General features: G+C 64.5%; 24 protein-coding genes. 15 read left to right on the top strand and 9 right to left on the bottom strand.

All coding sequences use genetic code 11. The features are described from left to right. Both AC1DWC_RS11355 and AC1DWC_RS11360 read left to right on the top strand, forming a co-directional pair. On the top strand, positions 1–138 hold a 138-nt coding region (locus AC1DWC_RS11355), incomplete at its 5' end, for an integrase core domain-containing protein (RefSeq protein WP_477908196.1). Between the two features lie 182 nt (positions 139–320). Further along, positions 321–1,046, top strand: a complete 726-nt coding sequence (locus AC1DWC_RS11360) for a hypothetical protein (RefSeq protein WP_477908090.1) — start codon at positions 321–323, stop codon at positions 1,044–1,046. On the opposite strand, the gene AC1DWC_RS11365 is transcribed toward AC1DWC_RS11360, so the two are convergent. Together AC1DWC_RS11365 and AC1DWC_RS11370 are read right to left on the bottom strand one after the other, a co-directional pair. After that, positions 1,043–1,330, bottom strand: coding sequence for a hypothetical protein (locus AC1DWC_RS11365; protein ID WP_477641398.1), 288 nt, complete (start codon positions 1,328–1,330; stop codon positions 1,043–1,045). The genes AC1DWC_RS11360 and AC1DWC_RS11365 overlap by 4 nt on opposite strands. Before the next feature lie 722 nt (positions 1,331–2,052). Further along, positions 2,053–2,553, bottom strand: coding sequence for a hypothetical protein (locus AC1DWC_RS11370; RefSeq protein ID WP_477908092.1), 501 nt, complete (start codon positions 2,551–2,553; stop codon positions 2,053–2,055). A gap of 855 nt (positions 2,554–3,408) precedes the next feature. Here AC1DWC_RS11370 and AC1DWC_RS11375 point away from each other — a divergent pair. Further along, positions 3,409–3,705 (top strand): MerR family transcriptional regulator, encoded by a 297-nt coding sequence (locus AC1DWC_RS11375; protein WP_477908094.1) that lies wholly within the window; start codon positions 3,409–3,411, stop codon positions 3,703–3,705. Between the two features lie 766 nt (positions 3,706–4,471). On the opposite strand, the gene AC1DWC_RS11380 is transcribed toward AC1DWC_RS11375, so the two are convergent. Together AC1DWC_RS11380 and AC1DWC_RS11385 are read right to left on the bottom strand one after the other, a co-directional pair. Continuing rightward, positions 4,472–4,906: a hypothetical protein gene (locus AC1DWC_RS11380; protein ID WP_477908096.1), complete on the bottom strand. Its 435-nt coding sequence runs from the start codon at positions 4,904–4,906 to the stop codon at positions 4,472–4,474. Between the two features lie 605 nt (positions 4,907–5,511). After that, positions 5,512–5,889 (bottom strand): hypothetical protein, encoded by a 378-nt coding sequence (locus AC1DWC_RS11385; RefSeq protein ID WP_477908098.1) that lies wholly within the window; start codon positions 5,887–5,889, stop codon positions 5,512–5,514. Between the two features lie 381 nt (positions 5,890–6,270). On the opposite strand from AC1DWC_RS11385, the gene istA reads away from it, so the two are divergent. Together istA and istB are read left to right on the top strand one after the other, a co-directional pair. Further along, positions 6,271–7,941 carry an IS21 family transposase gene (istA, locus tag AC1DWC_RS11390; protein WP_477908100.1) on the top strand — a complete coding sequence of 557 codons (1,671 nt, stop codon included), beginning with the start codon at positions 6,271–6,273 and terminating at the stop codon, positions 7,939–7,941. After that, positions 7,938–8,759, top strand: coding sequence for an IS21-like element helper ATPase IstB (istB, locus tag AC1DWC_RS11395; protein ID WP_477908102.1), 822 nt, complete (start codon positions 7,938–7,940; stop codon positions 8,757–8,759). Before istA ends, istB begins: the two co-directional genes overlap by 4 nt. 1,590 nt (positions 8,760–10,349) lie before the next feature. On the opposite strand, the gene AC1DWC_RS11400 is transcribed toward istB, so the two are convergent. From AC1DWC_RS11400 to AC1DWC_RS11410, 3 genes are all read right to left on the bottom strand, one after another. Then, positions 10,350–10,730 (bottom strand): hypothetical protein, encoded by a 381-nt coding sequence (locus tag AC1DWC_RS11400; RefSeq protein WP_477840906.1) that lies wholly within the window; start codon positions 10,728–10,730, stop codon positions 10,350–10,352. Between the two features lie 285 nt (positions 10,731–11,015). Next, positions 11,016–11,681 (bottom strand): 4'-phosphopantetheinyl transferase Npt, encoded by a 666-nt coding sequence (gene npt, locus AC1DWC_RS11405; protein ID WP_477908104.1) that lies wholly within the window; start codon positions 11,679–11,681, stop codon positions 11,016–11,018. Positions 11,682–11,893: 212 nt separating this feature from the next. Next, positions 11,894–12,919, bottom strand: a complete 1,026-nt coding sequence (locus AC1DWC_RS11410; RefSeq protein ID WP_477908106.1) for an alpha/beta hydrolase family protein — start codon at positions 12,917–12,919, stop codon at positions 11,894–11,896. Between the two features lie 29 nt (positions 12,920–12,948). On the opposite strand from AC1DWC_RS11410, the gene AC1DWC_RS11415 reads away from it, so the two are divergent. After that, on the top strand, positions 12,949–13,539 hold the full coding sequence (locus tag AC1DWC_RS11415; protein ID WP_477908108.1) for a GNAT family N-acetyltransferase: 591 nt from the start codon (positions 12,949–12,951) through the stop codon (positions 13,537–13,539). Then, positions 13,536–14,345 carry a hypothetical protein gene (locus AC1DWC_RS11420; RefSeq protein WP_477908110.1) on the top strand — a complete coding sequence of 270 codons (810 nt, stop codon included), beginning with the start codon at positions 13,536–13,538 and terminating at the stop codon, positions 14,343–14,345. The genes AC1DWC_RS11415 and AC1DWC_RS11420 overlap by 4 nt, the downstream gene beginning before the upstream one ends. A gap of 257 nt (positions 14,346–14,602) precedes the next feature. On the opposite strand, the gene AC1DWC_RS11425 is transcribed toward AC1DWC_RS11420, so the two are convergent. Continuing rightward, complete coding sequence (locus AC1DWC_RS11425; RefSeq protein WP_477908112.1) at positions 14,603–15,205, bottom strand: TetR/AcrR family transcriptional regulator; 603 nt, start codon at positions 15,203–15,205, stop codon at positions 14,603–14,605. Positions 15,206–15,322: 117 nt separating this feature from the next. On the opposite strand from AC1DWC_RS11425, the gene AC1DWC_RS11430 reads away from it, so the two are divergent. From AC1DWC_RS11430 to AC1DWC_RS11445, 4 genes are all read left to right on the top strand, one after another. Continuing rightward, positions 15,323–16,432, top strand: a complete 1,110-nt coding sequence (locus AC1DWC_RS11430) for an alkene reductase (protein ID WP_477908114.1) — start codon at positions 15,323–15,325, stop codon at positions 16,430–16,432. 30 nt (positions 16,433–16,462) lie between these two features. Continuing rightward, the gene (locus tag AC1DWC_RS11435) at positions 16,463–17,176 is read left to right on the top strand and encodes an SDR family oxidoreductase (protein ID WP_477908116.1); all 714 of its coding nucleotides are present in this window, start codon (positions 16,463–16,465) and stop codon (positions 17,174–17,176) included. Between the two features lie 65 nt (positions 17,177–17,241). Continuing rightward, the gene (locus tag AC1DWC_RS11440; RefSeq protein ID WP_477908198.1) at positions 17,242–18,276 is read left to right on the top strand and encodes an NADP-dependent oxidoreductase; all 1,035 of its coding nucleotides are present in this window, start codon (positions 17,242–17,244) and stop codon (positions 18,274–18,276) included. Then, positions 18,273–19,124 (top strand): alpha/beta fold hydrolase, encoded by an 852-nt coding sequence (locus tag AC1DWC_RS11445; RefSeq protein ID WP_477908118.1) that lies wholly within the window; start codon positions 18,273–18,275, stop codon positions 19,122–19,124. The genes AC1DWC_RS11440 and AC1DWC_RS11445 overlap by 4 nt, the downstream gene beginning before the upstream one ends. Before the next feature lie 538 nt (positions 19,125–19,662). On the opposite strand, the gene AC1DWC_RS11450 is transcribed toward AC1DWC_RS11445, so the two are convergent. Then, positions 19,663–20,298: a TetR/AcrR family transcriptional regulator gene (locus tag AC1DWC_RS11450; RefSeq protein WP_477908120.1), complete on the bottom strand. Its 636-nt coding sequence runs from the start codon at positions 20,296–20,298 to the stop codon at positions 19,663–19,665. A gap of 35 nt (positions 20,299–20,333) precedes the next feature. Between AC1DWC_RS11450 and AC1DWC_RS11455 the strand changes: the two genes are divergently transcribed. The 4 genes from AC1DWC_RS11455 (at position 20,334) to AC1DWC_RS11470 (ending at position 22,997) form a co-directional block, all read left to right on the top strand. Next, entirely contained in the window at positions 20,334–20,720 is a 387-nt protein-coding gene (locus AC1DWC_RS11455; protein WP_477908122.1) for an MmcQ/YjbR family DNA-binding protein, read from the top strand. Further along, a complete protein-coding gene (locus tag AC1DWC_RS11460) occupies positions 20,717–21,076 on the top strand; it encodes an MmcQ/YjbR family DNA-binding protein (protein WP_477908124.1) in 360 nt (119 codons plus the stop codon). Before AC1DWC_RS11455 ends, AC1DWC_RS11460 begins: the two co-directional genes overlap by 4 nt. A 256-nt stretch (positions 21,077–21,332) precedes the next feature. After that, positions 21,333–21,575 carry a hypothetical protein gene (locus AC1DWC_RS11465; RefSeq protein ID WP_477908126.1) on the top strand — a complete coding sequence of 81 codons (243 nt, stop codon included), beginning with the start codon at positions 21,333–21,335 and terminating at the stop codon, positions 21,573–21,575. Between the two features lie 765 nt (positions 21,576–22,340). Beyond that, positions 22,341–22,997 carry a hypothetical protein gene (locus tag AC1DWC_RS11470; RefSeq protein ID WP_477908128.1) on the top strand — a complete coding sequence of 219 codons (657 nt, stop codon included), beginning with the start codon at positions 22,341–22,343 and terminating at the stop codon, positions 22,995–22,997. Positions 22,998–23,143 lie beyond the last annotated feature (146 nt).

The raw sequence follows: 23,143 nt of genomic DNA on the forward strand, positions 1-23,143 counted from the left end.
TGGGCGTACCGGCAGGTCTTCATCACCAACGCCGAGCGGACCGCCGCACTTGCGCCCTGGCTTGAGCACTACAACACTCGACGCCGCCACAGCGCACTCGGCGGACTCCCGCCGGTCAGCCGTCTGGCACCAACCTGATGGCCGGGTACGCCTAGCCAGTGTGCTGATCGTGCCCGGCCCACCACTCGACTGACCCAGGCCGGGCACGAACAGCGACACCAACCAGACAGGTCGGGTAGCCGCCCCGCCGCTGCAACTCGGTGGAGAACAGGTCGGCAATGGTGTCCACACCACTCCCCCCGACCCCTCGAGGACTACCTGTGAGCACTCGTCCCGTCCTGCGGACCGTCACGGCGGCCGCACTTCTCGCCCTCACCGTCGCCGGTTGCAGCAACACCGACACCGACAACACCAACGCCGCCGCGGATCTGCACGCCAACACCGTCACCGCCCTCGACTTCCCCCGCACCGTCTTCGACGGCTGGGAGATCACCGATCCAGCCGACCGGCCGAGCTCTGCGATCCCCGCGATCGGCGCCGCCGCCGGCAGCAGTGAGGACCTGGTCTACTCCCCTACGGACTGCGGCCCCGACGGCGCCCACGGCGCGGCGCTATGGGCGATCGTCGACGGCGGTGGTGGGCAGTGGGCCGGACAGGTCGGCGAGAACACCGCCGCCGGCCAGACGTTCACCACGACCGTCACCGCGTCCACCGCCGACAGCCTCAACGCGGTCACCGACTTCGCGCAGAACTGCGCCCGCTACACCGCGACCGCCGGCGGCCGGACGCTCGAGGTCACCACGACGGCCACCAACGCAGAACCGTTGCGGTACGGGCTGTCCGACGCGCGACTGTTCACCTCGACCGTCACCGTCTCGGGTGCGCCGGAGCGGGTGTACTCGACGCTGACCGGGGTCGGCCAGGTCGACGGCCGCATCGTCACCGGACAGTTCACGGCCCCGGGCCGGATCGAGGGGCCGACCATCAACGTCGCCGGGAACTGGTGGAACGTCCTCGCGACGAAAGCTGTCGGCGCCAAGAGCTAGTCGTAGCGGTAGCGGGTCTTGCTGGACGAAGGCGAGCCGTTCTGCACTGCCAAGATCACGCCGACGGTGACGATGACGATGATCTCGACCACTGCGAGGGCGACCGCGGCCCAGGCGAGTCGAGACCCGCTCTCGTGCGGCCGGCGGCTCACCTCGTGAATGCCGACAAATCCGAACACCAGCGCCACCGGGATCAATCCGATCAACGCGGAGAACAACCCGATCTGGGCGGAGAGGTTGGTCCGGGTGGGGGCCTGGACCTTGCCCGGTACGAGATGTGTCATGGGCGGAGACTACGTCCACTCAAGCGCCGAAATAGGCGCTGCCACGGCCGATGTCATCTGAACGGTGGACAGCTGCGCCCGGGCCGGGATCTACTGCCCCAGCCGCCGGCCGATCCGGCTGCCGTACTGCAACGGCACGTCGAAGGCGTCGTCGACGGCGCCGATCGCGCGGTCGACCGTGAGCACCGAGGGTTCGTGTCCTCGGTGAGTTCGTACAGCCGGGCTGCGGTGGTGGACGGCGAGCGCGGGAGTCAGTGCCGGCTACCGCGGTGAGAACGCGACCGCGAGGTCACGGGCCGGATGCGGTGTCCCAGCGGGAGTGACCAACCCGTTTTCTACGCCGTAGAATTTCTACAGCAGCAGCTTTTTTCTTGTAGGTTCCGGGCCTACTTGTCCGAGCCACCTGGGATTCTCAAGATCTTTCACGACACTTGTCCACGAAATTCCGTGCGAAGATGTCCATTTCCACAGCCGTGATCCGAGTCGACGCCAGATCATCGCGGCCACGCTGACTCTCGGTCTCCACCGTCACCCTTCCGAAGCCCCAAAAAGACACCATCGCGGACGCCGTCGGCACTCGGCCGCAACGCGCTGCTGCTTTGACAACGACCTTCGTACACACATGACACGGCTCCCGGAAATCGGAACTGACTTTCTTCAGTCCAACTTCCGGGGAACCGTTCAACGAAGGGACCCTTCAACTTCCCCGGGGTGGGGTGCAGTCAGTGCATCCCGACCGCACCCTCGGCGGGCAGGTCGCCCTTCTTGGCGCGGACCAGAACCATCACCAGCGGGCTGATAGCCAGGACGAGAGCACCCGCCCAGCCGAACGCGTGCGCGTAGCCCGATACCTCGGTGCCGAAGACCCAGTCCATGACCTTGCCGACGAAGTCCTGCGCGGGCGCCGGCATGGCCGCGATCTGCTCGGGCGGCAGCGGCGTGGCGTTCGACAGATCCGACGGGATCGCGTCCGCCGGGAAGCCGGGCGGCGGCGTGGGCGCCGGGTTGTCGGCCTGGAACGAGCCCTTGGCCGACGCGTACACCGTGGTGAACAGCGCACCGCCGACCTGCAGCGCCGCGTTCGCTAGGGCGCTGGCGGCGCCGGCATCGCGGTTGGGGACGCGCAGCAGTGCCAGGTTCTGCATCGGCACCATCAGCAGGCCCAGGCCGAAGCCGAATGCCGCCAAGCCCGGGAACACGTGCGTCCAGTAAGAGGTGTCCACCCCGATCTGAGTGAGCAGGAACAGCGCGCGGGTGGCGAGTTCTGCGCGCGCGGGTGGCGAGTTCTGCGCGCGCGGATTTCATCGCGGTGGCATGGCTGAGCGGGATCACCCGCCCCTGCACGGCCCCACCGTCGTCCGGCCACCGTCGATCTGTTCCGGCCACCCGTTCCCTGTCGTCTCTCACGCGCTGTCGATCCGCATATACGCGGCGCCTGAACGCCGCGTCGAGGGGTAGTGGCATGGGTTTCATTCTGTCAGTGCGGGGTTCGCCGGAGGGAACCGGGAGGCCGGGTGCGCACAACGCGCCCTCGGATGGCGCGCGCGCCGCCATGAGACCCGCTTCAGGTGCTCTGAACTGCAGGTTCGGGTGAGTGACCGCGATCACGAAAATTCTGCAGCGGTGACTGTAGACAATCGAATGTCGCCATTGTAATCTTCCAGTTAGATGAGAGACGGATCCAATGGGCGTGGCAGAGGACGAACTGCCCGCATGAAGGAAGACCGGTAAGTAGGGCGGGACGCGTCGAGAAGATGTGTTGAGTGTGTTTCGGAAGACTCGACGCGTCCCGCCGCTCTACCGGGCAGCCAGACGAGCCTGGTAGAGCGGGAACAGGAAGTTGCAGGAAAAGCGACGCACGCAGGCGTCGCACCCGGGGCGGTTGCAAGATCGCCGCCCCGGAACATTGAAAAGTCCCGACTAGGAGGTGGTGCACGGTCAGCTGTTACACGATCGCGTCCCGTCCGCCGAGGCGGGGAACCGGTAAGGAAGCCGGCCGAATGGCTGGTCTGTTCAAGTGAATCCCCTCGGGGCGCCCCGCCGCCCCACACCCCCCCGCGCCCCCGCGCGCGTACAGCATGGGACGCGCCGCCGAACTCCTCGGCGTCACACAAGCCTTTCTCCGCAGCCTCGACACCGCGAAACTGGTCACCCCGGTGCGATCCGAAGGCGGCCACCGACGCTACTCCCGATACCAGCTACGCATCGCCGTCCGCGCTCGCGAACTGATAGACCAGGGCACCGCACTCGACGCCGCCTGCCGCATCATCATCCTCGAAGACCAACTCATCGAAGCCCAACGCATCAATACCGAATTCCGCCAGGCACAGCAGCACCCAGACCCGGCCACGAACACTGAAGGCACCACCGACTGACCCGGCTATATAGCGCCATGGACGCAGGCCCACGACACGGGGTCGGGGAGTAGTCCCATTCCTAGTTATCGCACCGATACCTGACGGTCGCGCGGAGGAGGCTCTCGCTAGAGGTCCACCCCCGTCGACCTCACTCCCGGACTCGGTCACGAGGGAACCCCAGTGCGTCATAGGAAGCCTATCCAGGACTGGCGTGCAGGACGGATAAACAGGACACTTCCTGTCTGCGTCTCCCCTGCCTGGGATCGAGTCCGGAACCGGTGTCGGGTGCGCTGGTTGCCGATCGTCAAACAGGACGGTCGCTGCCATGAGGTTTGGGCCGATGGGCCGCTTGCCAATGACACCGGAAACGAACCCACAGTTCATGACATGGTGGACATATCGACTGCCACTGCCCATCGAGTGGCGGATTGCATTGTGGTCGATCATCGGATGCGACTTCGGCGGTCACTGCCCGTAACCGAGGAGGTGATGATGATGTTGAGCCTCGGCGTGTGGTTGGGTCCGCTTACCCCGTTCGCGCTAGTGGCAATCAACTGGCTGGCGGACCTTGGCCTTTACAAATGAAAGTTCGGACGGTTGATTCGATCGCGCCGGTAACTCCACGAGTGCTTTCCCCGGGCTCCGACGCGGGCGTCGGTCCCGGACACCCTGCCACTTTCAACCCTCAGAATCGTGCCATCTATCGCTGAAGATCACAGTCGAAGCCGGCGACCACTTGGTGAGCGGGAGACCCGCGCGCCCTCCCGGACAGTGGGGCCGTCGCCTACGGAACGTAGAAGGTTGCGACGCCCGGTGTGACGAACGAGCTGCCGGTGTCTACGACGACGACGACAACCTGCCCGGTCCCGGTCGGCAGGACTGCTTCCGGGTATCCGTCCAAGCCGATCGACATCGGGGTGGAGCCGGAGGCTCCGTTCGACAGGTTCAGCCAGCGCACTTCGGACAGTTGTAGGCACCCCGATCTGCCTTCCCGTCTGCGTTCCTCCGGGCCGGTGATCGTCACCGCCCCAGACTGTTCGCCGACCACGGCCACGCAGCGGACCGAGGGGAAATCGAAGCTGCCGTTCGGGTTTCCGAATGACGCCGGGTCGATCTGGAACGGAACGGTGACCGCGGCGGAGGCGACGGCCGCCGGCGCCAGAACCGAACCGGCCACGACGGCCGCGCATGCGACCGCTCGGCGAACGAAATCGATCATGACAACCTCCAAGAACAGTCGGGGCCAGGTTTCGATCACCTCACTAGCAGTTCCCGGTGAAGTAGCAAGGGAGGGCTGGCAGCAGCTTCTCCAGGATGGGTGCTGGTATCCACAAGAGCCAGACAGTCCGGTCCATTTCGATCACCTAGCGAGATTGGTTGCGGAATCGCTTCCCCTACCGGCAGTTGTAGTAGTTGCCAAGCCAGCAGGGCATGTTCTCCAGGGCCCATTGCCGCTGCTGGTCGTTGAAGAACGGCGGGTACATCAGCCAGTAGAACCACGGCCAGTCCACCTCGATCAGCCCCTGGTCACGGAGTTGAGGAAATCGACCACGGCAATCACCACGGGCACGAGCGGCCCCCACCATGCGAGGTCGTACGGGTACGCGATCATCGCCATCGCCTCCTACCGCCCGCTGTCGGCGTGCTCATCCAAATGTCAGGGTCCACCAGTAGATCGCAGTCATGACGGCCACACCGATCGGCCCGAAGTAGCCGGGATCCAGCATCCAGATCGCCTCCTCAGGAGCAGTGCCCGCCGAAGTCGCACGGACGACGGTCCCATGACAGCGGGGGTTGCCGTTCGGACCCGACCGTCCACGCCGGTCAGGGGACCGTCCAGACACCGGCGCCGGGCGTGATGACGTATATCCGGTAGTTGATCCCGTCGACCCCACCGGGCGCCGTGGCCACGGCGATCACCGTCCCGGAACCGGTCTCGACCGGTGTGCCGTCGCGGTTGCCGAGGTATGCGACACCCGCTGCACCGGTGGAGATGTTTCGCCAGTGGACGTGAACACCGATATACGGCCCCAGACGGGTCACTCCCGGAGTGTCAGTATCGGTAGTGGCGGTCACGTAGGTGTAGCCCGACCACGGGAGTTCGGACGAACCGACGCTGAGGGCGAGAGCGGCGACGGGAATAGGGAAGACAGTGTTAATCGGTGCGGCGGCGGCAGGGTGTGCCGCGAGAAGCAGTGCCACGCCGGCTCCGGCGACGATGGATGCTTGGCGTAGACGGTGACGTTGCCTCATCGACGGACCTCCCTGCCTGGCGGCCCGCTCCAACCCCCGAACACCGGCGCCGGCCGAAGAAGTTCCCATTCTACGTCCGATACGGGTGGCCCCGACCATGAATCACCTGGTCGAGTCCACCCGGCGTCGACAAGTGGTTCTGCCAGGGTTAGTTGGCCCCACATGACGGAGAAATCTGGCCCCACCCCCGGGTAGTCGGGTGAGTGGTGACGGAGATAACTGGCCCCACCTCCGACACGCCCGGGGCGACGGTTTCGGCGCCCACGAGCCCTGGCGCCGCGACCGGGCGGATGATCGGTTCCACCACACCGCCGCCGTGAGGGGTTCGGGTTGGAGCCGTATCGGGTGCAACTGTTCGAGGCGATCCGCCGCGACGCGCGGCGAGAGAATCTGTCGATCCGGGCGCTGGCCGACCGGCACGGTGTGCACCGCCGCACGGTCCGTGCGGCGTTGGAGTCACCGATCCCACCTCCACGCAAACCGCGGTCGAGCGCTGCCCCGAAGCTCGAGAGGTTCAAACCGGTCATCGACGAGATGCTCCGGGCCGACCTGACAGCACCGCGCAAACAGAAACACACCGCAACCCGAATCCGAGACCGGCTCATCGACGAACACGGACTCGCCGACGTGTCGTATTCGACGGTGCGGGACTACGTTGCCCGCCGCCGACCCGAGATCGCCGCCGAGGCCGGCGCGCGGGTAGAGATGGCATTCGTGCTCCAGGGCCATCCGCCCGGCGCCGAGGCCGAGGTCGACTTCGGGGACGTGTGGGTCGACCTGGCCGGGACGATGACGAAGTGCTTCCTGTTCACCTTCCGGCTCTCCTGTTCCGGCAAGGCGGTCCATCGGGTGTTCGCCTCGCAGGGCCAGGAGGCGTTCATCGAGGGGCACGTTATCGCGTTCAACACGTTGGGCGGGGTTCCGTTCGGGAAGATCCGCTACGACAACCTCCGGTCCGCGGTCTCACGGGTGCTGTTCGGGCGCAACAGGAAGGAATCCGACCGCTGGATCCTGTTGCGCTCGCACTACGGGTTCGACTCGTTCTACTGCATCCCAGGTATCGAGGGCGCGCACGAGAAGGGCGGGGTCGAGGGTGAGGTCGGCCGCTTCCGGCGCAACCACCTGGTCCCGGTCCCGAAGGTCGCTTCGCTCGATGAACTCAACGCGCGCCTCGCCGTCGCGGACGAGGCCGACGACAGTCGCCGGATCGACGGGCGGATCCGGACCGTGGGCGAGGACTTCGCGCTCGAACAGCCCTTGTTGCGGCCGCTGCCGGTCGAGGACTTCGAGTCCGGGTTGTGGCTGACACCGCGGGTGGACCGGTTCGGGCGGGTGACGGTGCGCCAGTGCCATTACTCTGTGCCGATCTACCTGATCGGCCGCACCGTCCGAGTCTCGCTCCAGGCGAGTGAGGTGGTGATCTACGACGGCCGCCGCGAAATCGCTCGTCATCAGCGCCTGACCCGTAAGGGCGCCCAAACCCTGGTCCTGGACCACTATCTCGAGGTGTTGGCCCACAAACCCGGCGCGCTCCCGGGCTCGACCGCGCTCGGCCAGGCGCGTGCGTCGGGCGCGTTCACCACCGCCCACGACACGTTCTGGGCGCTGGCCCGCACCGTCGCGGGGGACAAGGACGGCACCCGCACCCTGGTCGAGGTGCTGCTGCTGCACCGACACATGGACCATGCCGACGTCATCGCCGGGCTGCGCGCAGCTGTGAGCATCGGTGCCGCGTCGGCGGACGTGGTGGCCGTCGAGGCCCGCAAAGCCGCAGCGACAAGGTCCGAGGACGGCCATCGGGTTCACCCGCAGATTCCCGTCGAGCAGAAGGTCGTCAGCCTCACCGCGCGGCGGCTGGTCGATCCCGGCGCGGTCATCGCCGGCCTCCCGCCGGACCAGCGGCCGGCGCCGTCCATCTCGGTCTACGACGAGCTCCTCACCCGCCGGCAGTATCCACCCGGCGACGCCGCGCCCACCACCTCGTCAGGAGCATCGACATGACCACCACCCCACCCGCACCCGCCGTGCGGCGCCGGCGGGGCCTGACTCCCGAGGCCGCGGCCACCGCGATCGAGCAGGCCTGCCGGGACCTACGGCTACCGACGGTGCGCACCAGGTTCGTCGACATGCTCACCGTCGCCGAACGCGAACAACTCACCTACGAGGGGTTTCTCGCCGAACTGCTGCTCGCCGAGTGCGACGACCGCACGCGGCGGCGCAGCATCCGCCGAGTCAAGGCGGCAGGGTTCCCGCGCACGAAGTGGTTGGCCGACTTCGACTTCGACGCCAACCCGAACATCAACCCCGCCACGATCAACACACTCGCTGGCTGCCACTGGGTGCGCACCGGCCAACCCCTCTGCCTGATAGGCGATTCCGGCACCGGCAAGTCGCACCTGCTCATCGGGCTGGGCACCGCTGCAGCCGAAGCCGGTTACCGGGTCCGGTACACCTTGGCCACGAAACTGGTCAACGAGTTGGTCGAGGCCGCCGACGAGAAACAGCTGGCCAAGACCATCGCCCGCTACGGACGTGTCGACCTGCTGTGCATCGACGAGCTCGGCTACATGGAACTCGACCGGCGCGGCGCCGAACTGCTGTTCCAGGTGCTCACCGAGCGGGAGGAGAAGAACTCCGTCGCGATCGCCTCGAACGAGTCGTTCTCCGGATGGACCAAGACCTTCACCGACCCGCGCCTGTGCGCGGCGATCGTCGATCGACTCACCTTCGGCGGCACCATCATCGAAACAGGCACCGACAGCTACCGACTCGCCCACACCAAAGCCGCACGACCGGCAGAGGCTGCTGCCCAATCGTAGAAGGCACTGGGCCCTTCCCATCGCCTTCTGTGCTCGATCAGCTACCCCGGCCGAGATCCCTGATCACTGGGAGCAATCTCCTGGCGAATTCGTTCTCAGAATTTCGGATGGTCTCGCTGACCAGGACTGTCGTCGCATTTGACTGCCTGAACCAGGCCAATTTTGACTGGTCCTTGGGCGGTTGATCTGGGCTGAAGGTCGGCGAGTGCATTGCCCCGTGCCCTCTGCGCACAGTGCGCAGAGGGCACGGTAGTAGACGTTCGGGGACTACGATCGTCGCTGGACGATCGAGCATGAGCGTCTCGCAGCGAAATTCACCCACGCAGGATGGATTGCGGAGCGATAGCCCAAAGCCCACGAAGGCCTGGACCGATCGACTACTCAGACTCCTTGATGCCGTCAGGCGCGGGACGGCAGATCGTGCAATCGAAAACTACCCAAAGTTGGTATGACCCACCGACAGGGCGGCACTCGTACCAGCTGTAGACGCGGCCCAGGCCGGCTTGCCCCTTTGCGTGGCAAGCGGAGTAGCTCCATCCTCCGGACACGAGTGTCGCCGACGCCGCAGCCGCCGCCGCGTCCTGCGTCGCGCTGTATCCGCTGACCGTGGAAGGTTGTGCAGCCGCGGATCCGGTCCCGAGCCCGGCCAATGTTGCTGCTGCTGCAAGTCCAGCAAGCGCGAGCCGTCCTCCCATCCGTGAACGGCGATTGCTGGGTGTCATGTCAATGAGTCGAAGCATCAAGGACCTCTCAATTCTGTTTTGTCACACAGAGTTCGGAGTCGTGCTCTTTGTCTCGTACGCTGAGCAACTTAAACAGACCGAGCGGAATGCTACTCCAGGCGCGGCGCTTCTTTACTCAAGTGTTACCGAAAGGAAGGGGTCGGGACTTGGCTTCGTCACGTCGCTCGACAGCTCCGTCGTTACCATGACCTCCCGTTCGTCGTTCCATGGGTCCAAGTCCACTGTCCGGACGCCCCGATCGACCAGCATGGTCAAATTGAAGGTTGCGACGCGTCGCGGGCTCGGCCCATCTCCAACCAACCACACGGCGTGGACTGGCGAGTTCTCGCGCCTCGGTGTTACCAGTGACGAAGAGGTCTCAGTCCTTCCGATTTCAAAGCCGTTTCGCATTACAGTGACAGTGTTGTGCGCAATGTTGATGCCGGTCGTGTCGCGCGTTGACATCCACGTCAGTTTGAAGGTCCCGGGCGAGAACTGCGGCGTCCTATCGGGCACCGGATCCGGGCTTGAGCATCCAGAAGCGACGGCGAGTGCGGCCAGGAGGAGAACCAGAAGGCTCCGGGTCCGCATCATTCTCTCCCGCTTCTCGTCGTATTGGACATAGTCGTGGACACATCCTGAACAGCGTATCCGTCGACCAGTGCGCCTCACGCTTGCAGACGGCAGCCTTGGCCAGCACTATGCCGACCGATCGGCCATCTATCCGACAACGATGAACAGCTCCAAAGGATTGACCCCCGGCCGTACAGGTAGGACGGAGGCGGGACGGGCTCGTAGATGGGTGAGAACCCCCGCGGCTGTGTGCCACGGGGGTTCTCCACCGCTATCTCACTCCCGAGTTAGGGAGTCATCTGGCGAGATCCAGTTCGATCGACCCACCAGTTGTGTCTCCGGCACGGAGAACGAGGCGGCCAGCACCGGCCGCATCGATCCACGACCGCAGGACATTGAACTCGGCAACGTACCGGTCTGGTGACCCATGCCCACCCCATCCGACCTGGATATTCGTCGAGTATCCATCCTCGTTGACCATTCGCAGCTCGGCGGACACAGGCGAGTCGAGCAGCTCGTCAACCGAGGCAGGATCTGTGCGAATCGCGACGATGCTGAATCGAAGCCCTCCGGGCTCCGCGAGGACGCTCGACACCCAGCTCCGGATGCCGTTGTCACCGTTGGAGATGAACGCAGGTGACGTCAGGTTGCGTAGTTCCCGTCCTGGATCGCTCATGCCGTCACGCTACCGCTGGTCAGCCGTCTCAACCTCGACCACAGCAGTGGAACACTTCGGGAACCACCGACCCCTTGGCTCGCAACTCGACACCCAACCACGGGTGGGGCCAGATTCCACCGTCAGGTGGGGCCACTGACGGTTGACATAGCCACCACAAGCGAAGTTGCAATATCCGCCACCTTCGGTCATCAGAACCGCGCCACTTATCGCTGAAAGTCACAGCGCACGCGATCCTCGGCTGTGGTCGTGTCCACATTGGAGGGTCTGTATGCGAACCCCGATTCAGGAGACTGCGATTGCGGTGACCACCAAGCCGTCCGAGATCAGCCATCGCCCATCGAACGCGTGTATCGGCGGCCCGCCGTGCGTTTCGCCGGGGACCAGGATCGTAGAGCGAAAGGTGCCGAACACCTCGGTGTCATGCCCAGTTCGCTCGAACGTGATGTGCGCATCCTCAAATCCCAGCCAGCGGCCGGTGAGAGGCTCCCATGCCTTGTAGGTGGCTTCCTTGGCGCAGAAGAGGAGTCGATCCCAGTGCACGTCGCTGCGATCTGCGGTCGAGAGCCATTGGCGTTCAACCTCGAGGCTCACGGCGTCGAGCACACCGTCAGGAAGCGGACCATGAGGCTCGGCGTCGATTCCGACGGATCGGACCTGCATCGAGTACGCGAGAACCGCTGCCCGGTAGCCGTCGCAGTGGGTGAGACTGCCGACCACGCCTTTTGGCCATGCCGGCGCGCCGGAAGGGCCTCGCATGATCGGCGCGGGATCGAGCCCCAGCTTGCCCATTGCGAGGCGAGCGCAATGACGTGCTGAGGTGAATTCCCGTCTCCGTTTGTCGCTTGCGCGTGCGATCAGGGGCGCCTCCATCGGATGAGGGGACAAACCGGGTGGATCCTCGAACAGCTCGGCCGCCATCACACCGTTCGGCAGAATTGCCTCAATCACTGTCCCCCCAAAGGAATGCTCGCTGACCTCATCATCCTGCGGGATAGAAGGGAGATGACGTCGGATCTGTACCTGGCGGGACCGGAGCATAGCCGCCGAGCCAGAAACGTCCCGCTCGGCGATCGCCGGATTGCAGCGCTCGGCCTGGCGTCCGGATTGATAGCTCCCCCTATTGCGTGCGTGTGTCTCCTCATCGGTCGTTTCTGGACGGGTTAGCGCGCGACTCCTGAGAGGAATGCCCTGCAGTCATCGACGGCCCCGGGGGCGAGAAGGGCTCGAGGCCAGATGATGCCGGTGAGGAGGCCGATGGCGTCGTTGTCCTCCATGACTGGGCGAGCTAGGGAGTGAGCGCCGTCGACGTGCGTGACGGTGAGGGACGGTCCGAAGATCGAGCGGTAGGTGTTCTCGGTCTCCGTGACGTCGACGTTGCGGTCGTGTGTGCCTGCCATGAGGTGCACTGGGATCGCGCGAGGTGCTGAGGCGATCAGGTCTTCGGTCGCGTCGGCGTCGAAGTTGCGCAGGACAAACTCCCATCGATCTTCGGTCATCGGATCGATGCTGGTCGTCGTCGCGAGGTACTCCTCGTACGACGCCCCGTGCTCGAGAAGTCGGCGCGTCTGATCGCTCTCGGCGATGATGCCCTCTCGCTCCTGCGCGTCCGCGCCGTCGTACTCGAGCTGAGCGAGGAGATTGAACCGGCCTTGACGGAGCCAGTTGATTGCGGTCCCGACGGCCACGACGCCGTCGATGTCGTCACGAGCACTGATGACTTTGGGTAGCACCCACCCAGCCTGACTTGCGCCCCACAGCACAATCGTGTCGGTTGGAATGTCGTCGTTACCAAGTGCCCAATCGAGGGCCGCAGAGACTTCGGCTGCTCGATCATCCATCGACTGTGACAGCCAATCCCCGTCCGAACCGCCGAAACCGGGCTTACTCCACGAGAGTGTGGCGAAACCAGCGTCGGCCGCACCTTCGAACCATGGGGCGTAGAGACCACCCTGGGTCGCCTCGACCGGCCCATCGCCGTGGACCATCGCCACGAGACCTCGCGCTGCTCCATCGTTCGGGAGTGTCAGGACGCCGGCGAGGTCTCCGTCAGGACCGGGGATCGTGACGGCCCTCTGACTGAAGCGGAAGCTGTTGCCGACGAGAGCGATGCCGGTCACGATCGCCGCGACTGTGACGAGAGTGAAGACGATGGTGAGTACTGGCCGCCTACGTTTCCTTATCTGCACGTTCGTAGTCTATGCGATAGGTTTGGGCCATGGACGAGGTACTCATAAGCCGAGGTTTCACTGAGGACGAGCGCGGCCGCGTCGCGTCCTTGTACTGGGAAGCGTTCGGCCGCAAGCTCCGACCTGGATTCGTCGACGAGCCGACCGGGATCGCGGTCGTGCGGGCTGCGCTGCGCCGCGACCACATGCTCGTCGCCCGCCGCGGTGACGATGTTCTCGGGGTCTGCGGCTTCTACGATGCTGGCGCTGGGGCGGCAGACCTCAGCTGGTCTCGCCTGCGACGGACGCTCTCGGTCCCGGCGGCCCTGCGCGCGAGCTTCGTCCTGTCTGTGCTGTCGCGGTCGGCCAGTCCTGGCTCGCTCGTGCTTGACGGCATCTGCGTCGACCGCGCCGCGCGTGGCGTCGGCATCGGAACAGCGCTGTTGAGGGCAGCCTCCGAGGGTGCCCGGCGGCACGATGCGCGCACCGTCCGACTCTCGGTGATCGATGGCAATCCCCGAGCGCGCGGCCTATATGAGCGACAAGGTTTCGTACCGGTAGACCGCGGGACCCTCGGCCCGCTCTCGCCGGTGTACGGCTTCGACGGTTACACCACGATGGAACTCGCGGTCGACCAGTGACGCGCCAGATCGCTCCGCGAACCGTCATCGAGGCATTCCTGCCAGTCTCTGGCGAAGCGCTGCTGGCCGACATCTACGACACCGCCAATCTCGCAGGGATCGCCGACCAGCCGGTGCGTCTGGCGATCCGTCGCCTCATCGCCAGCGGCGACGCCGAACAGCACGGGCGGGGTCGAGCGGGCACCCTCAGTCTCACCAGCGCCGGGCGTCATCGCCTGCAGCGCGACCGGCAGAGCCTCGCTCTCGCCTTCGCTCAAGACGCCGGGGACGCGCCGTGGGATGGCCGCTGGCGCCTGATCGCCGTGAGCATCCCCGAGCGCGACCGAACGGTGCGGGACACACTACGCCGCGAGCTCTGCGACCTGGGCGCCGTCGCCATCTCGACCGGCCTCTACGTCAGCCCTCACGACCTCATCGACGCGTTGCGCGTGGACGCGGGTCCGTACCTGTCGACCGCGACCACCGCCGACCTCGCCATCCAAGGGACCACCGATCCCCTCGCGATCGCCGAGACCCTCTGGCCCCACGACCACACCGTCACCGCCTACACGGCCATCGACGAAGCCCTCCGGCAAGACGCCGCTGACACCACGACACCCGACGTCGTGCGCCAGCTGCACCTCGCCGACGCACTCGAACGGTCCATACGAGACGACCCTCTCCTCCCGCTCGAGCTCCGAGGCAGCACGTGGCCGCCAACCACGACCCGTGCCGCGTGGGCTGACCGATGGGACGCGCTCCAAGGGGATGGCAGAAGCCCTGCCTACCAGGGTTGGTGGCCTCCGGCGACGGACGCAGTCCGCTAAGGCTTAGCCCGATCTATCGAGCGTTGGCTCGTCGATCACGCTGGATCCGACACCCACCTGCGTCATGCGTAGCTGCGCAATCCCAATAGGTAGTCGCAGCAGCAGCAGCAACTGCCGCTGACGCGGAGATCTGAGACGAGTGCCTGGGATAACAATGCTAGTGAGACAGAAGTCGCCCTACGTTTTGAACGAACCCGCGATGAGATCGTTGAATTGGTTCCGGGGGTCTACCTCACTCCGCGGAGTCGGCAGGGTGGTCAATGCGGCAGGAGAGCGGACACCTGGTCCCTGATATCTCGCGTGAGATCGTCGACGCCACTGGTCATGTTGATGGTGGCTGCCATCGCGAGGAACATGATCGCGGAGACCACGTGCGCGAGCGTCGCGGCATCGACCTCACCGATCCGTTCGTTTCGGCGCAGTATGGCGGCGATGGCCTCCTCGGTCTGGGCGACGATGACGAGTGCTTCCGCGTGGTGGGGTTCTTCGGGGTTGCCGAAGACCATCTCCCGTAGGTAAGTGCGGCCGTTGTCGGTCTGGGTGCGGTTGCACTCCACGATCGGACGGACGATCGTCATAACCGCGTCGAGCACGTCGGGCATGTTCTCCGCATTCGCACGACCTCGTTGGAGCGCTTCGCTGTAGTTTGCGTTCTGCACGAGCAGGAGCAACTCACCCTTCGTCTTGGCGTACAGGAATACCGTCCCTGTGCCGACGTCGGCCTTCTCGGCGATCTGCTGGGTCGTGACCTCGTCGACGCCGTGTTCGGCGAAGAGTTCGCTGGCTGCGGCGGTGATGCGGTCGAGCTTTTGCTGCTTGTTTCGCTCGCGCCGTCCGGCCGGCTGGGGAACGGATGACATGACGGATACCCTTCGGGAATAGATTATGAGTACATTCAGTTCTGAGTGAAGTCATTATTGATTCGGTTCAGATGTTCCCTCGATCGTCCCACGCGACCTCACATCTGCTCCGGACCGGTGACACACTACGACCTAAGGACCATCCAGCTCATGACCTCACCTTCCCTCTGGCAGCCGTTCACCCTCGGCCGCATCGAACTCCAGCACCGACTTGCCTTGGCGCCGATGACCCGCAACCGGGCACACCCGGACGGCACACCCGGCCCGCTCGCAGCAACCTATTACGGCCAGCGCGCCTCGCTCGGACTGGTCATCACCGAGGGCACACAGCCTTCCGACGACGGGCAGGGTTACCCGAACACTCCTGGGATCTACACCCCGGCTCATATCGAGGGCTGGTCGCACGTCGCCGCCGCAGTCCACACCGAAGGCGGGGCACTGTTCATCCAGCTGATGCACGTCGGCCGGATGTCGCACCCCGACAACACAACCCACCACCATCAACCGGTAGCTCCGTCGGCCATCTCTGCCGATCAGGACATCTTCACCGCGACCGGACCGCAGAAGACTCCGGTGCCGCGAGAGCTGAGCACGGCGGACATCGAGACCACGATCGCCGATTTCCGCCACGCCGCCGCTTCCGCAATCGCGGCCGGCGCCGACGGCGTGGAGATCCACGGCGCGAACGGGTATCTGTTGCACCAATTCCTCTCCCCCAACTCGAACCACCGCACAGATCAGTATGGCGGATCGGTGGAAAACCGATCCCGCTTCGTGATCGAGGTCGCCGCGGCAGTAGCCGAGGAGATCGGAGCGGACCGGGTAGGAATCCGTCTGTCGCCGTCGATGCCGTTGGGCGGTGTAAACGAAGGTGATATCGACGGTGTCCGCGCCCAGTACACGCACCTGGTCGGGGAACTCGCGGCGCTGAACCTTGCATATCTTCACGTGCACCACGTCGGTGACGACGAGTTGCTTCGCTCTTTCCGCGACGTGTGGCCGACCGCAGTACTCGTGGTGCGTTACGGACGCACGCGTGAGCAGATTGTCGGCGACATCGATGCCGGCCTGGCGGATATCGCGCCGCTGGGACAGTTCGCGTTGGCGAACCCCGATGTCGTCGAGCGCCTGCGCCTCGACGCGCCGCTGAACGCTGTCGACCCGACCAACCTCTACGGCGGCGGTGAAGCCGGGTACACCGACTACCCGACCCTCGCACACGTCTGACCACCTGCAACGCAACCCAAGGAGCCTGACATGCCCTCACTCAACGGGTCCGTCGTCCTCGTCACCGGAGCGAACGGCGGCATCGGAACCCACTTCGTCCGCGAAGCCCTCGCCCGCGGCGCGTCGAAGGTCTACGCCACTGCACGCAACCCCCGCGACTGGGACGACGAGCGGATTGTCCCTCTCACCCTCGACGTAACCGATCCCGCGGCCATCCAGGCCGCCGTCGCCGCCGCACCGGACGTGACCGTTCTGATCAACAATGCCGGCGCGTCGCCGTCCAGCGCCGGCATCCTCACTCATACCGATGAGGAGATCCGCGCCAACGTCGAGACCAACTTCCTCGGTCCTCTCTTTCTCGCTCGTGCTTTCGCACCGATCCTTGCCGCCAAGAACGAGTCGGTCATCATCGACGTCCACTCTCTACTGAGCTGGTACGCCGTCGCCGGTATCTACAGCGCCACCAAGGCGGCGTTGTGGTCGGCGACCAACTCTCTACGCCTCGAACTCTCGCCACAAGGCGTCCACGTCGTCGGCGTGCACGTCGGCTACGTCGACACTGCCATGGCCGCACACTCCACCGATCCCAAAACTCAACCCGCAGAACTCGTTCGCAGAGTGTTCGACGCGGTCGAGGCCGGCAAGTACGAAGTCCTCGCCGATGAAGCGTCCGCTCAGGTCAAGGCGGGACTCAGCGCACCCATCGAGGCGCTGTACCCCCAACTCAAGGCCACAGACGCCTGAATCGCTGACCGGAAGTTGTCGCGGTCATGACCACCACGTCCACTGAGCAGAAGGAGCCACAAGCCATGAGAGCGTTTGTCGTCACCAAATACAAAGGGCCACTTCATGTATCCGATGTACCGGAGCCGGTTGTCGGCGAACTCGACGTTCTGGTGCAGGTGGATGCGGCCGGACTGAACCAGCTCGACGAGAAGATCCGCACCGGCGAGTTCAAGCAGATCCTGCCCTACACATTGCCGTTGGTACTCGGCAACGATGTTGCCGGCGTCGTCATTCGGGTCGGGGCAAAGGTGCGTTCCTTCAAGCTCGGGGACGAGGTCTACGCCAGACCCGACAAGGATCGCATCGGTACGTTTGCGGAGCGGATCTCCGTCGCGGAGGCAGATCTGGCCCTCAAACCGGCCTCGATCAGCACGACGGAAGCAGCTTCCTTGCCTCTGGTGGCGTTGACCGCGTGGCAGGCACTGGTCGAGCGCGGCAATGTGCAGCCTGGACAGAAGGTCCTCATCCACGCCGGGGCCGGTGGAGTCGGGTCTATAGCGATCCAACTCGCCAAGCACCTCGGCGCGACAGTGGCAACCACGGCCAGCGCCTCCAACGCGGACTTCGTTCGCGAACTCGGTGCCGACACCGTAATCGACTACCGCAACGAGGACTTCGAACAGGTAGTGCACGACTACGATCTGGTACTCGACAGCCTCGGCGGGGAGAACCTCGATAAATCCCTCCGGGTACTCAAGCCTGGAGGGAAGGCAATCGGGATCTCGGGCCCCCCGGATCCAGCCTTCGCCCGCAAGATCGGACTCAATCCGCTACTGCGCCTAGCGATCACCGGGCTCAGTGCCGGTGTCCGCCGACGGGCCCGCAAGTTGGGCGTGAGCTACGAATTCCTCTTCATGCATGCCAGCGGTGACCAACTCCGCAAGATCACGCAACTCGTCGACGACGGCGCACTCCGCCCTGTGGTCGGACAGGTCTTCCCGTTCGAAGAGACACCCCACGGCCTCCAGGCACTGAGCAAGGGTGGTATCCGGGGCAAAGCTGTCATCAGTAATACCCGACGCAACGAACCCACAACCGAAACAGGGACATCACGATGAGTACCGACCCCGTCGTCACATCTTATGCGAAGGCTCCGACCCGAACTATCACCGCCGGCGACGTCACTTACGCGTACCGCGAACTGGGGCCGACGGGCGGAATCCCCGTCGTCTTTTTCGTACACCTTGCAGCGAACCTCGACAACTGGGACCCACGAATCATCGATCCCATCGCGAAAGAGCGCCACGTCATCACCTTCGACAACCGCGGTGTCGGCGCCTCCACCGGGAAAGTTCCCGACACCATCGAGGCGATGGCCGATGACGCCGTCACCTTCATCAAAGCCCTGGGCTTCGAGAAGGTAGACGTCTTCTCCTTTTCTCTCGGTGGAATGATTGCCCAGGAACTCGTAGTCCAGCATCCCGAACTCGTCCGTCGGCTCATCCTCACCGGCACCGGCGCCGCTGGCGGTAAGGACATCGACAAGGTCGCCGGCACAACGTATTACGACATGCTGCGCGCGACCCTGACCCGGTCCGACCCGAAGGAGTTCCTGTTTTTCAACCGCAACGCCACCGGCAAACTGGCCGCCCGCACATTCGTCAAACGACTCGAGGAGAGGACCGACGACCGGGATACACCCGTATCGGTCAAGGCATTCCTGACCCAGCTCAAAGCGATCAAACGGTGGGGACGCTCCACACCGGTAGATCTGTCGTCGATCAGCCAGCCCACCCTGATCGCCAACGGTGATCACGATCGCATGGTTCCGTCGAACCTTTCCGAAGATCTGCACCACCGAATCCCCGGAAGCGAACTGATCATCTATCCCGATTCCGGACACGGCGGCATATTCCAGTTCCACTACACGTTCGCCCCCGCTGCTGTCGAGTTCCTCGCGCGCTGAACGCGCGGAAACCCTTCCAGGTCAAGACCACCGATGCATACGACCGAAGGAGGCGCCGATATCGGTTGATCGGATGAGGCAGGGCGGTGACCTGGGTGTTGGTGGAAGTGAAAGCGGGTACGATTTTCGGCGACCTCGGCATCGGAATCCAGGCGCCCTTCTGGCGGCGATGACGGGAGAACCTCCGCACCGACGGCAAGTAGTACCAAGCGGCGGCCGAGGGCGGCTGCAGCTCGCGCCGGAACCTGAGACAGGCAGCTACCGTCTGGCGTCTAGAGGCGAAAGTCGAGAGTGCCCCGTCATGTTTGTGTCCGTTACCCAAGTTCGAAAACTTGCTATCCGCGCTGCCAAACGATGTGACGCCAACATAGTTCTCAATCAGTTCGTCGACACTTTGACTCCGGCGCGGCCGAAGGCGAGAACGGTGCCGCGCGGGCGGACGAGGGACAGCCCCACCCAGGTCGCACCTCGGGGATCGGCACGTCGCTGACGCTGAGGCCGTCGATGTCGACGGGACCGGTGAGTCGCACGCATCGTGTCAGGCATGGTTCTGCTCATTCTTGTGGAATGGGTGATCGGCGGCGGGAAGTGCGACGAGAGCTTCGTAGGCCTGGCGCACGGTCTCTTCGTCGAGCGCACTGTCCGGGTGCACGACGCGGTGACTCCACCAGCCCCATAGCAGGGCATTGACGGCAAGGGCTGTGCGATCCGGGAGTACGCGGTGAAGCATTGCGAGTGACTCCGCCTCGACAGCGCGGAGGACATCTTCCACCTTCTGGTTGCGGGCGCCGTAGTGGCGTATCTCCTCGTAGAGGCGAATGTCGACGAGGCTTGGGCTCGTCGCACCGATCGTCGCGGCGACGAGCGCGTCGACGACGTCTGCGCTGGTGCGGGCGTCACGAAGTGGGGCTGCGTAGCGGGGCTCAAGTTCGCCGCGGGTCGTGTCGAGGGCGCTCACGATGAGGCCCTCGAGGCTGGGGAAGTAGTAGGTCATCGACCCCAACGGCACCCCGGCGTGCGAGGCGATACGCCGATACGACGCCGCGTGCATTCCATCAGCCCTGATCACATCGAGCGTCGCCTGCAGAATGCGGGACCGTCGTGCCGGGTCGTTCGGTTTCCCTCGGCGCACATCTTCTCCAGTGTCAGACCAAGTGCGTACACTCGTACGCATTAAGCTTCACGGTAGCCCAGGATGAGGGAGATTGCATGAACGGCGACAAACTGCAGGAGCGCGCTCGGGCACGAGTTGACGAGCTTCCCGGCGCCGTTCTGGAGCATCCGTTCGGACCCGACTGGGAGGTATTCAAGGTGCGGGACAAGGTCTTCATGCTGATGACGGATGTGACCGGTGAGCCGATCGTGATCTTGAAGACCGGCCCGGAGGACAGCAAAGCGCTCCAGGAACAGCACGACGACATCACTCCCGGGTACCACATGAACAAGAAGCACTGGATCACGCTGCACCCCTCGGGAGAGCTGCAGACACAGCTGATCGATGACCTGGTCACGGATTCGTATCTGCTCGTCGTGGAGAACCTCCCGCACGCGAAGCGGCCGGTCGACCCTGCCACGTTCGGACGGAACAACCGGTGACATTTTCCGGGGCGCGGCTGCAGCAAATCGCCCGCGACACAGCGGCATCGCTCGACGACGTGAGCCACGGGCGTCCGTTCACCCCGCACCTGGACGTATGGAAGGTGCGCGACAAGGTGTTCCTCATCGTCACCGACGACGATCCTGACTTGCAGATCGTCACCGTGAAGGTCGACCCGCATCACGGTGAGGCGTTACGCCGCGACCACGACACAATCACGGCGGGGCACTACCTCGACAAACGCCACTGGATCTCCGTCGCCCCGGGCGCAGGAATCACTGCCGCGTTCATCGAGGACCTGGTGCACGGCTCCTACGAGCTCGCGGGCGAGCATCGAACGAGCGGGCGGTCATGACCGGGCAACCGCCGTCCCTGTTCGAGGTCGACGACGAATCCCGGCCGTTGGCCGACCGGCTGCGACCGCACACAGTCGCGCCCGTGCCATCGTTGCGGAATACGAAACCGACGGACGCACCCCCGCCCATGTTCGCGGGGCGCTGTACACCGACTATTGCTTCACCCTTCCAGCCAACCGCGCAGCGCTCGCCTATGCTGCGGCCGGCGGCACCGCATACCGACTGAGCGTTGGCTCCGCTGAGGGCGCCCACGCGGTGCACGGCACCGAGATGTACGGCATCGTCGGACAACAACGCCCAGACCAAAGCGCAGAGCAAGCCACCCGCGACACTTTCGTCCGCGACACCCTCCTCACCCTCGCCGAAGGCAACACGAACTCACTATGGGATGCCGTCACCACCCAACCGACTACGCGCGGTATCGGTGATCAGCCGACCGATCCAACCACCCATGCTCTGAACGTGCTGCACATCTTCGAGGGGATCGAACGGACGTAAGCACCCCCTTCGGGTAGGTGCCAGGACATTCAAGGCGACCAGCTCGCGGCGGTATCCGACGACGTGGTCGAGGCCGCCTCAAGCCCTCATCATCTAACGGTCACGACACCAATCGATCACAGAACACCGCCCCGCTGGCAATCCGCAATCCACGCTTCCCCGATAGGGTTTCACTTCTCATGCCCGTCGAGTTGGCCCCAGGCAGCCAATAGCCTCCGTGCTGACCGCAGCGAGTACCTGGCGGCTGCGTCCGCACCCGAAGAGGGCAAGAGAATGTTCGGCGCCAACCTCGGCCCGCACGAGGGCATCGGCTGCCTACGGCCTGATGTTGCTGTTCATGCTTGGTGGCTCCGTCGGATGCACCAGCCGACATTCGGCGCTTCCGCGGATAGCTTCCGTCTGCATGAGTGTTGAGTCGAGGGTCCGGATCATCCGATGGTGCGAGCAGCATGCCCTGCTACTGCTGTTTTCTCTTGCACAGTGGTGCCTGACGCGAACATCTGAGACGAGCGCCTGGGACAACAACGAAAATGAGACCGTGATCGACCTACATCCTGAGACGGCCCAGGGTTTGCAAGCCTTCCCTGACTTTCCGTTGCGGGCTGATCCGTCATCGCAACGATCAGTCGTGAATCTGGCGTCCTGTATGACGATCGCTGAGCAGGCCGCCCGCCGCATGCCCTAGGCGTGGGACCGTCGATGCAGCCGTGGAGAGCGCCGGGCGCCGCTACGCTCGCGGACGCAGTACGGACTCAAGGGAGCTCGGTGACGAAGATCAGCAGGACAAGAGGGATCCAGGTCGACGGCGGGTGGAGTGTCGACTCCAATGCGTTCGTCGACGAGCACTACAACGCACAGGACGTGCCGTTCGATGACACCGTGCTGTTCACCGCGGTGAACAGCATCACCGGCGAGACGGTTTCCCTCTCCTATGAGAACGCAGCCATCGGCTACTCGCTCGAGCAGATTCTGCTGTCGAGATCGTTGGGCCGATGGATGTACGACGAAGACAGGAGTGTCCACACGACGATCGCAGCCGGCCACGACATCGAGGCCATCTATGGCCTGCTCCCCCGGTTCCTCAACCCACTCAACAAGGACCTGATTCCTCTCCGGCTCTCCAGTTGGACGGTTGTCGTCAACAATCTGACTGAAACAGAAGCTGCGCACCACGACGTGGAACTGGTCTTCTCGGCGACTCGTGGGAAGCTCTTCATCGACGTCACCTACACCCGGATCGAAGATCGGCCGTACTGCGTCTACATGGGGATGTCGAAGCATCCCTACACCGAACTCACCTACAAGCTCGACAAGCCGACGACGACGCGGAAGGTGGTCCACCTGAACGAGGTGGACGCTGTTGCCGCGTTGATCGACGATTTACTGACGGGACTCGAGCCCTTCTATGCGAGCGTCGGCTGACCATGGACGCCCCGGGCATGCCCCGGTCATGGCACTTTGACCTCGCCGGGCACCTTGTCGCGCAGTCCCTTCCAGCTCGGATGACGAAGGCTCCGCCAGTATGCTCGCGGTACTCCGCCTCGCATACCAGTAGCGGTTCCACCCGT

The organism is Rhodococcus sp. P4_C10 (assembly GCF_056402135.1).

Coding starts and splice junctions, on each gene's coding strand:
- istB (WP_477908102.1), top strand. CDS start 7,938: ATGACCACCACCCCACCCGCACCCGCCGTGCGGCGCCGGCGGGGCCTG.
- AC1DWC_RS11365 (WP_477641398.1), bottom strand. CDS start 1,330: ATGACACATCTCGTACCGGGCAAGGTCCAGGCCCCCACCCGGACCAAC.
- AC1DWC_RS11450 (WP_477908120.1), bottom strand. CDS start 20,298: ATGCGTACGAGTGTACGCACTTGGTCTGACACTGGAGAAGATGTGCGC.
- AC1DWC_RS11435 (WP_477908116.1), top strand. CDS start 16,463: ATGCCCTCACTCAACGGGTCCGTCGTCCTCGTCACCGGAGCGAACGGC.
- AC1DWC_RS11400 (WP_477840906.1), bottom strand. CDS start 10,730: ATGAGCGATCCAGGACGGGAACTACGCAACCTGACGTCACCTGCGTTC.
- AC1DWC_RS11445 (WP_477908118.1), top strand. CDS start 18,273: ATGAGTACCGACCCCGTCGTCACATCTTATGCGAAGGCTCCGACCCGA.
- AC1DWC_RS11415 (WP_477908108.1), top strand. CDS start 12,949: ATGGACGAGGTACTCATAAGCCGAGGTTTCACTGAGGACGAGCGCGGC.
- AC1DWC_RS11440 (WP_477908198.1), top strand. CDS start 17,242: ATGAGAGCGTTTGTCGTCACCAAATACAAAGGGCCACTTCATGTATCC.
- AC1DWC_RS11375 (WP_477908094.1), top strand. CDS start 3,409: ATGGGACGCGCCGCCGAACTCCTCGGCGTCACACAAGCCTTTCTCCGC.
- AC1DWC_RS11425 (WP_477908112.1), bottom strand. CDS start 15,205: ATGTCATCCGTTCCCCAGCCGGCCGGACGGCGCGAGCGAAACAAGCAG.
- AC1DWC_RS11380 (WP_477908096.1), bottom strand. CDS start 4,906: ATGATCGATTTCGTTCGCCGAGCGGTCGCATGCGCGGCCGTCGTGGCC.
- AC1DWC_RS11455 (WP_477908122.1), top strand. CDS start 20,334: ATGAACGGCGACAAACTGCAGGAGCGCGCTCGGGCACGAGTTGACGAG.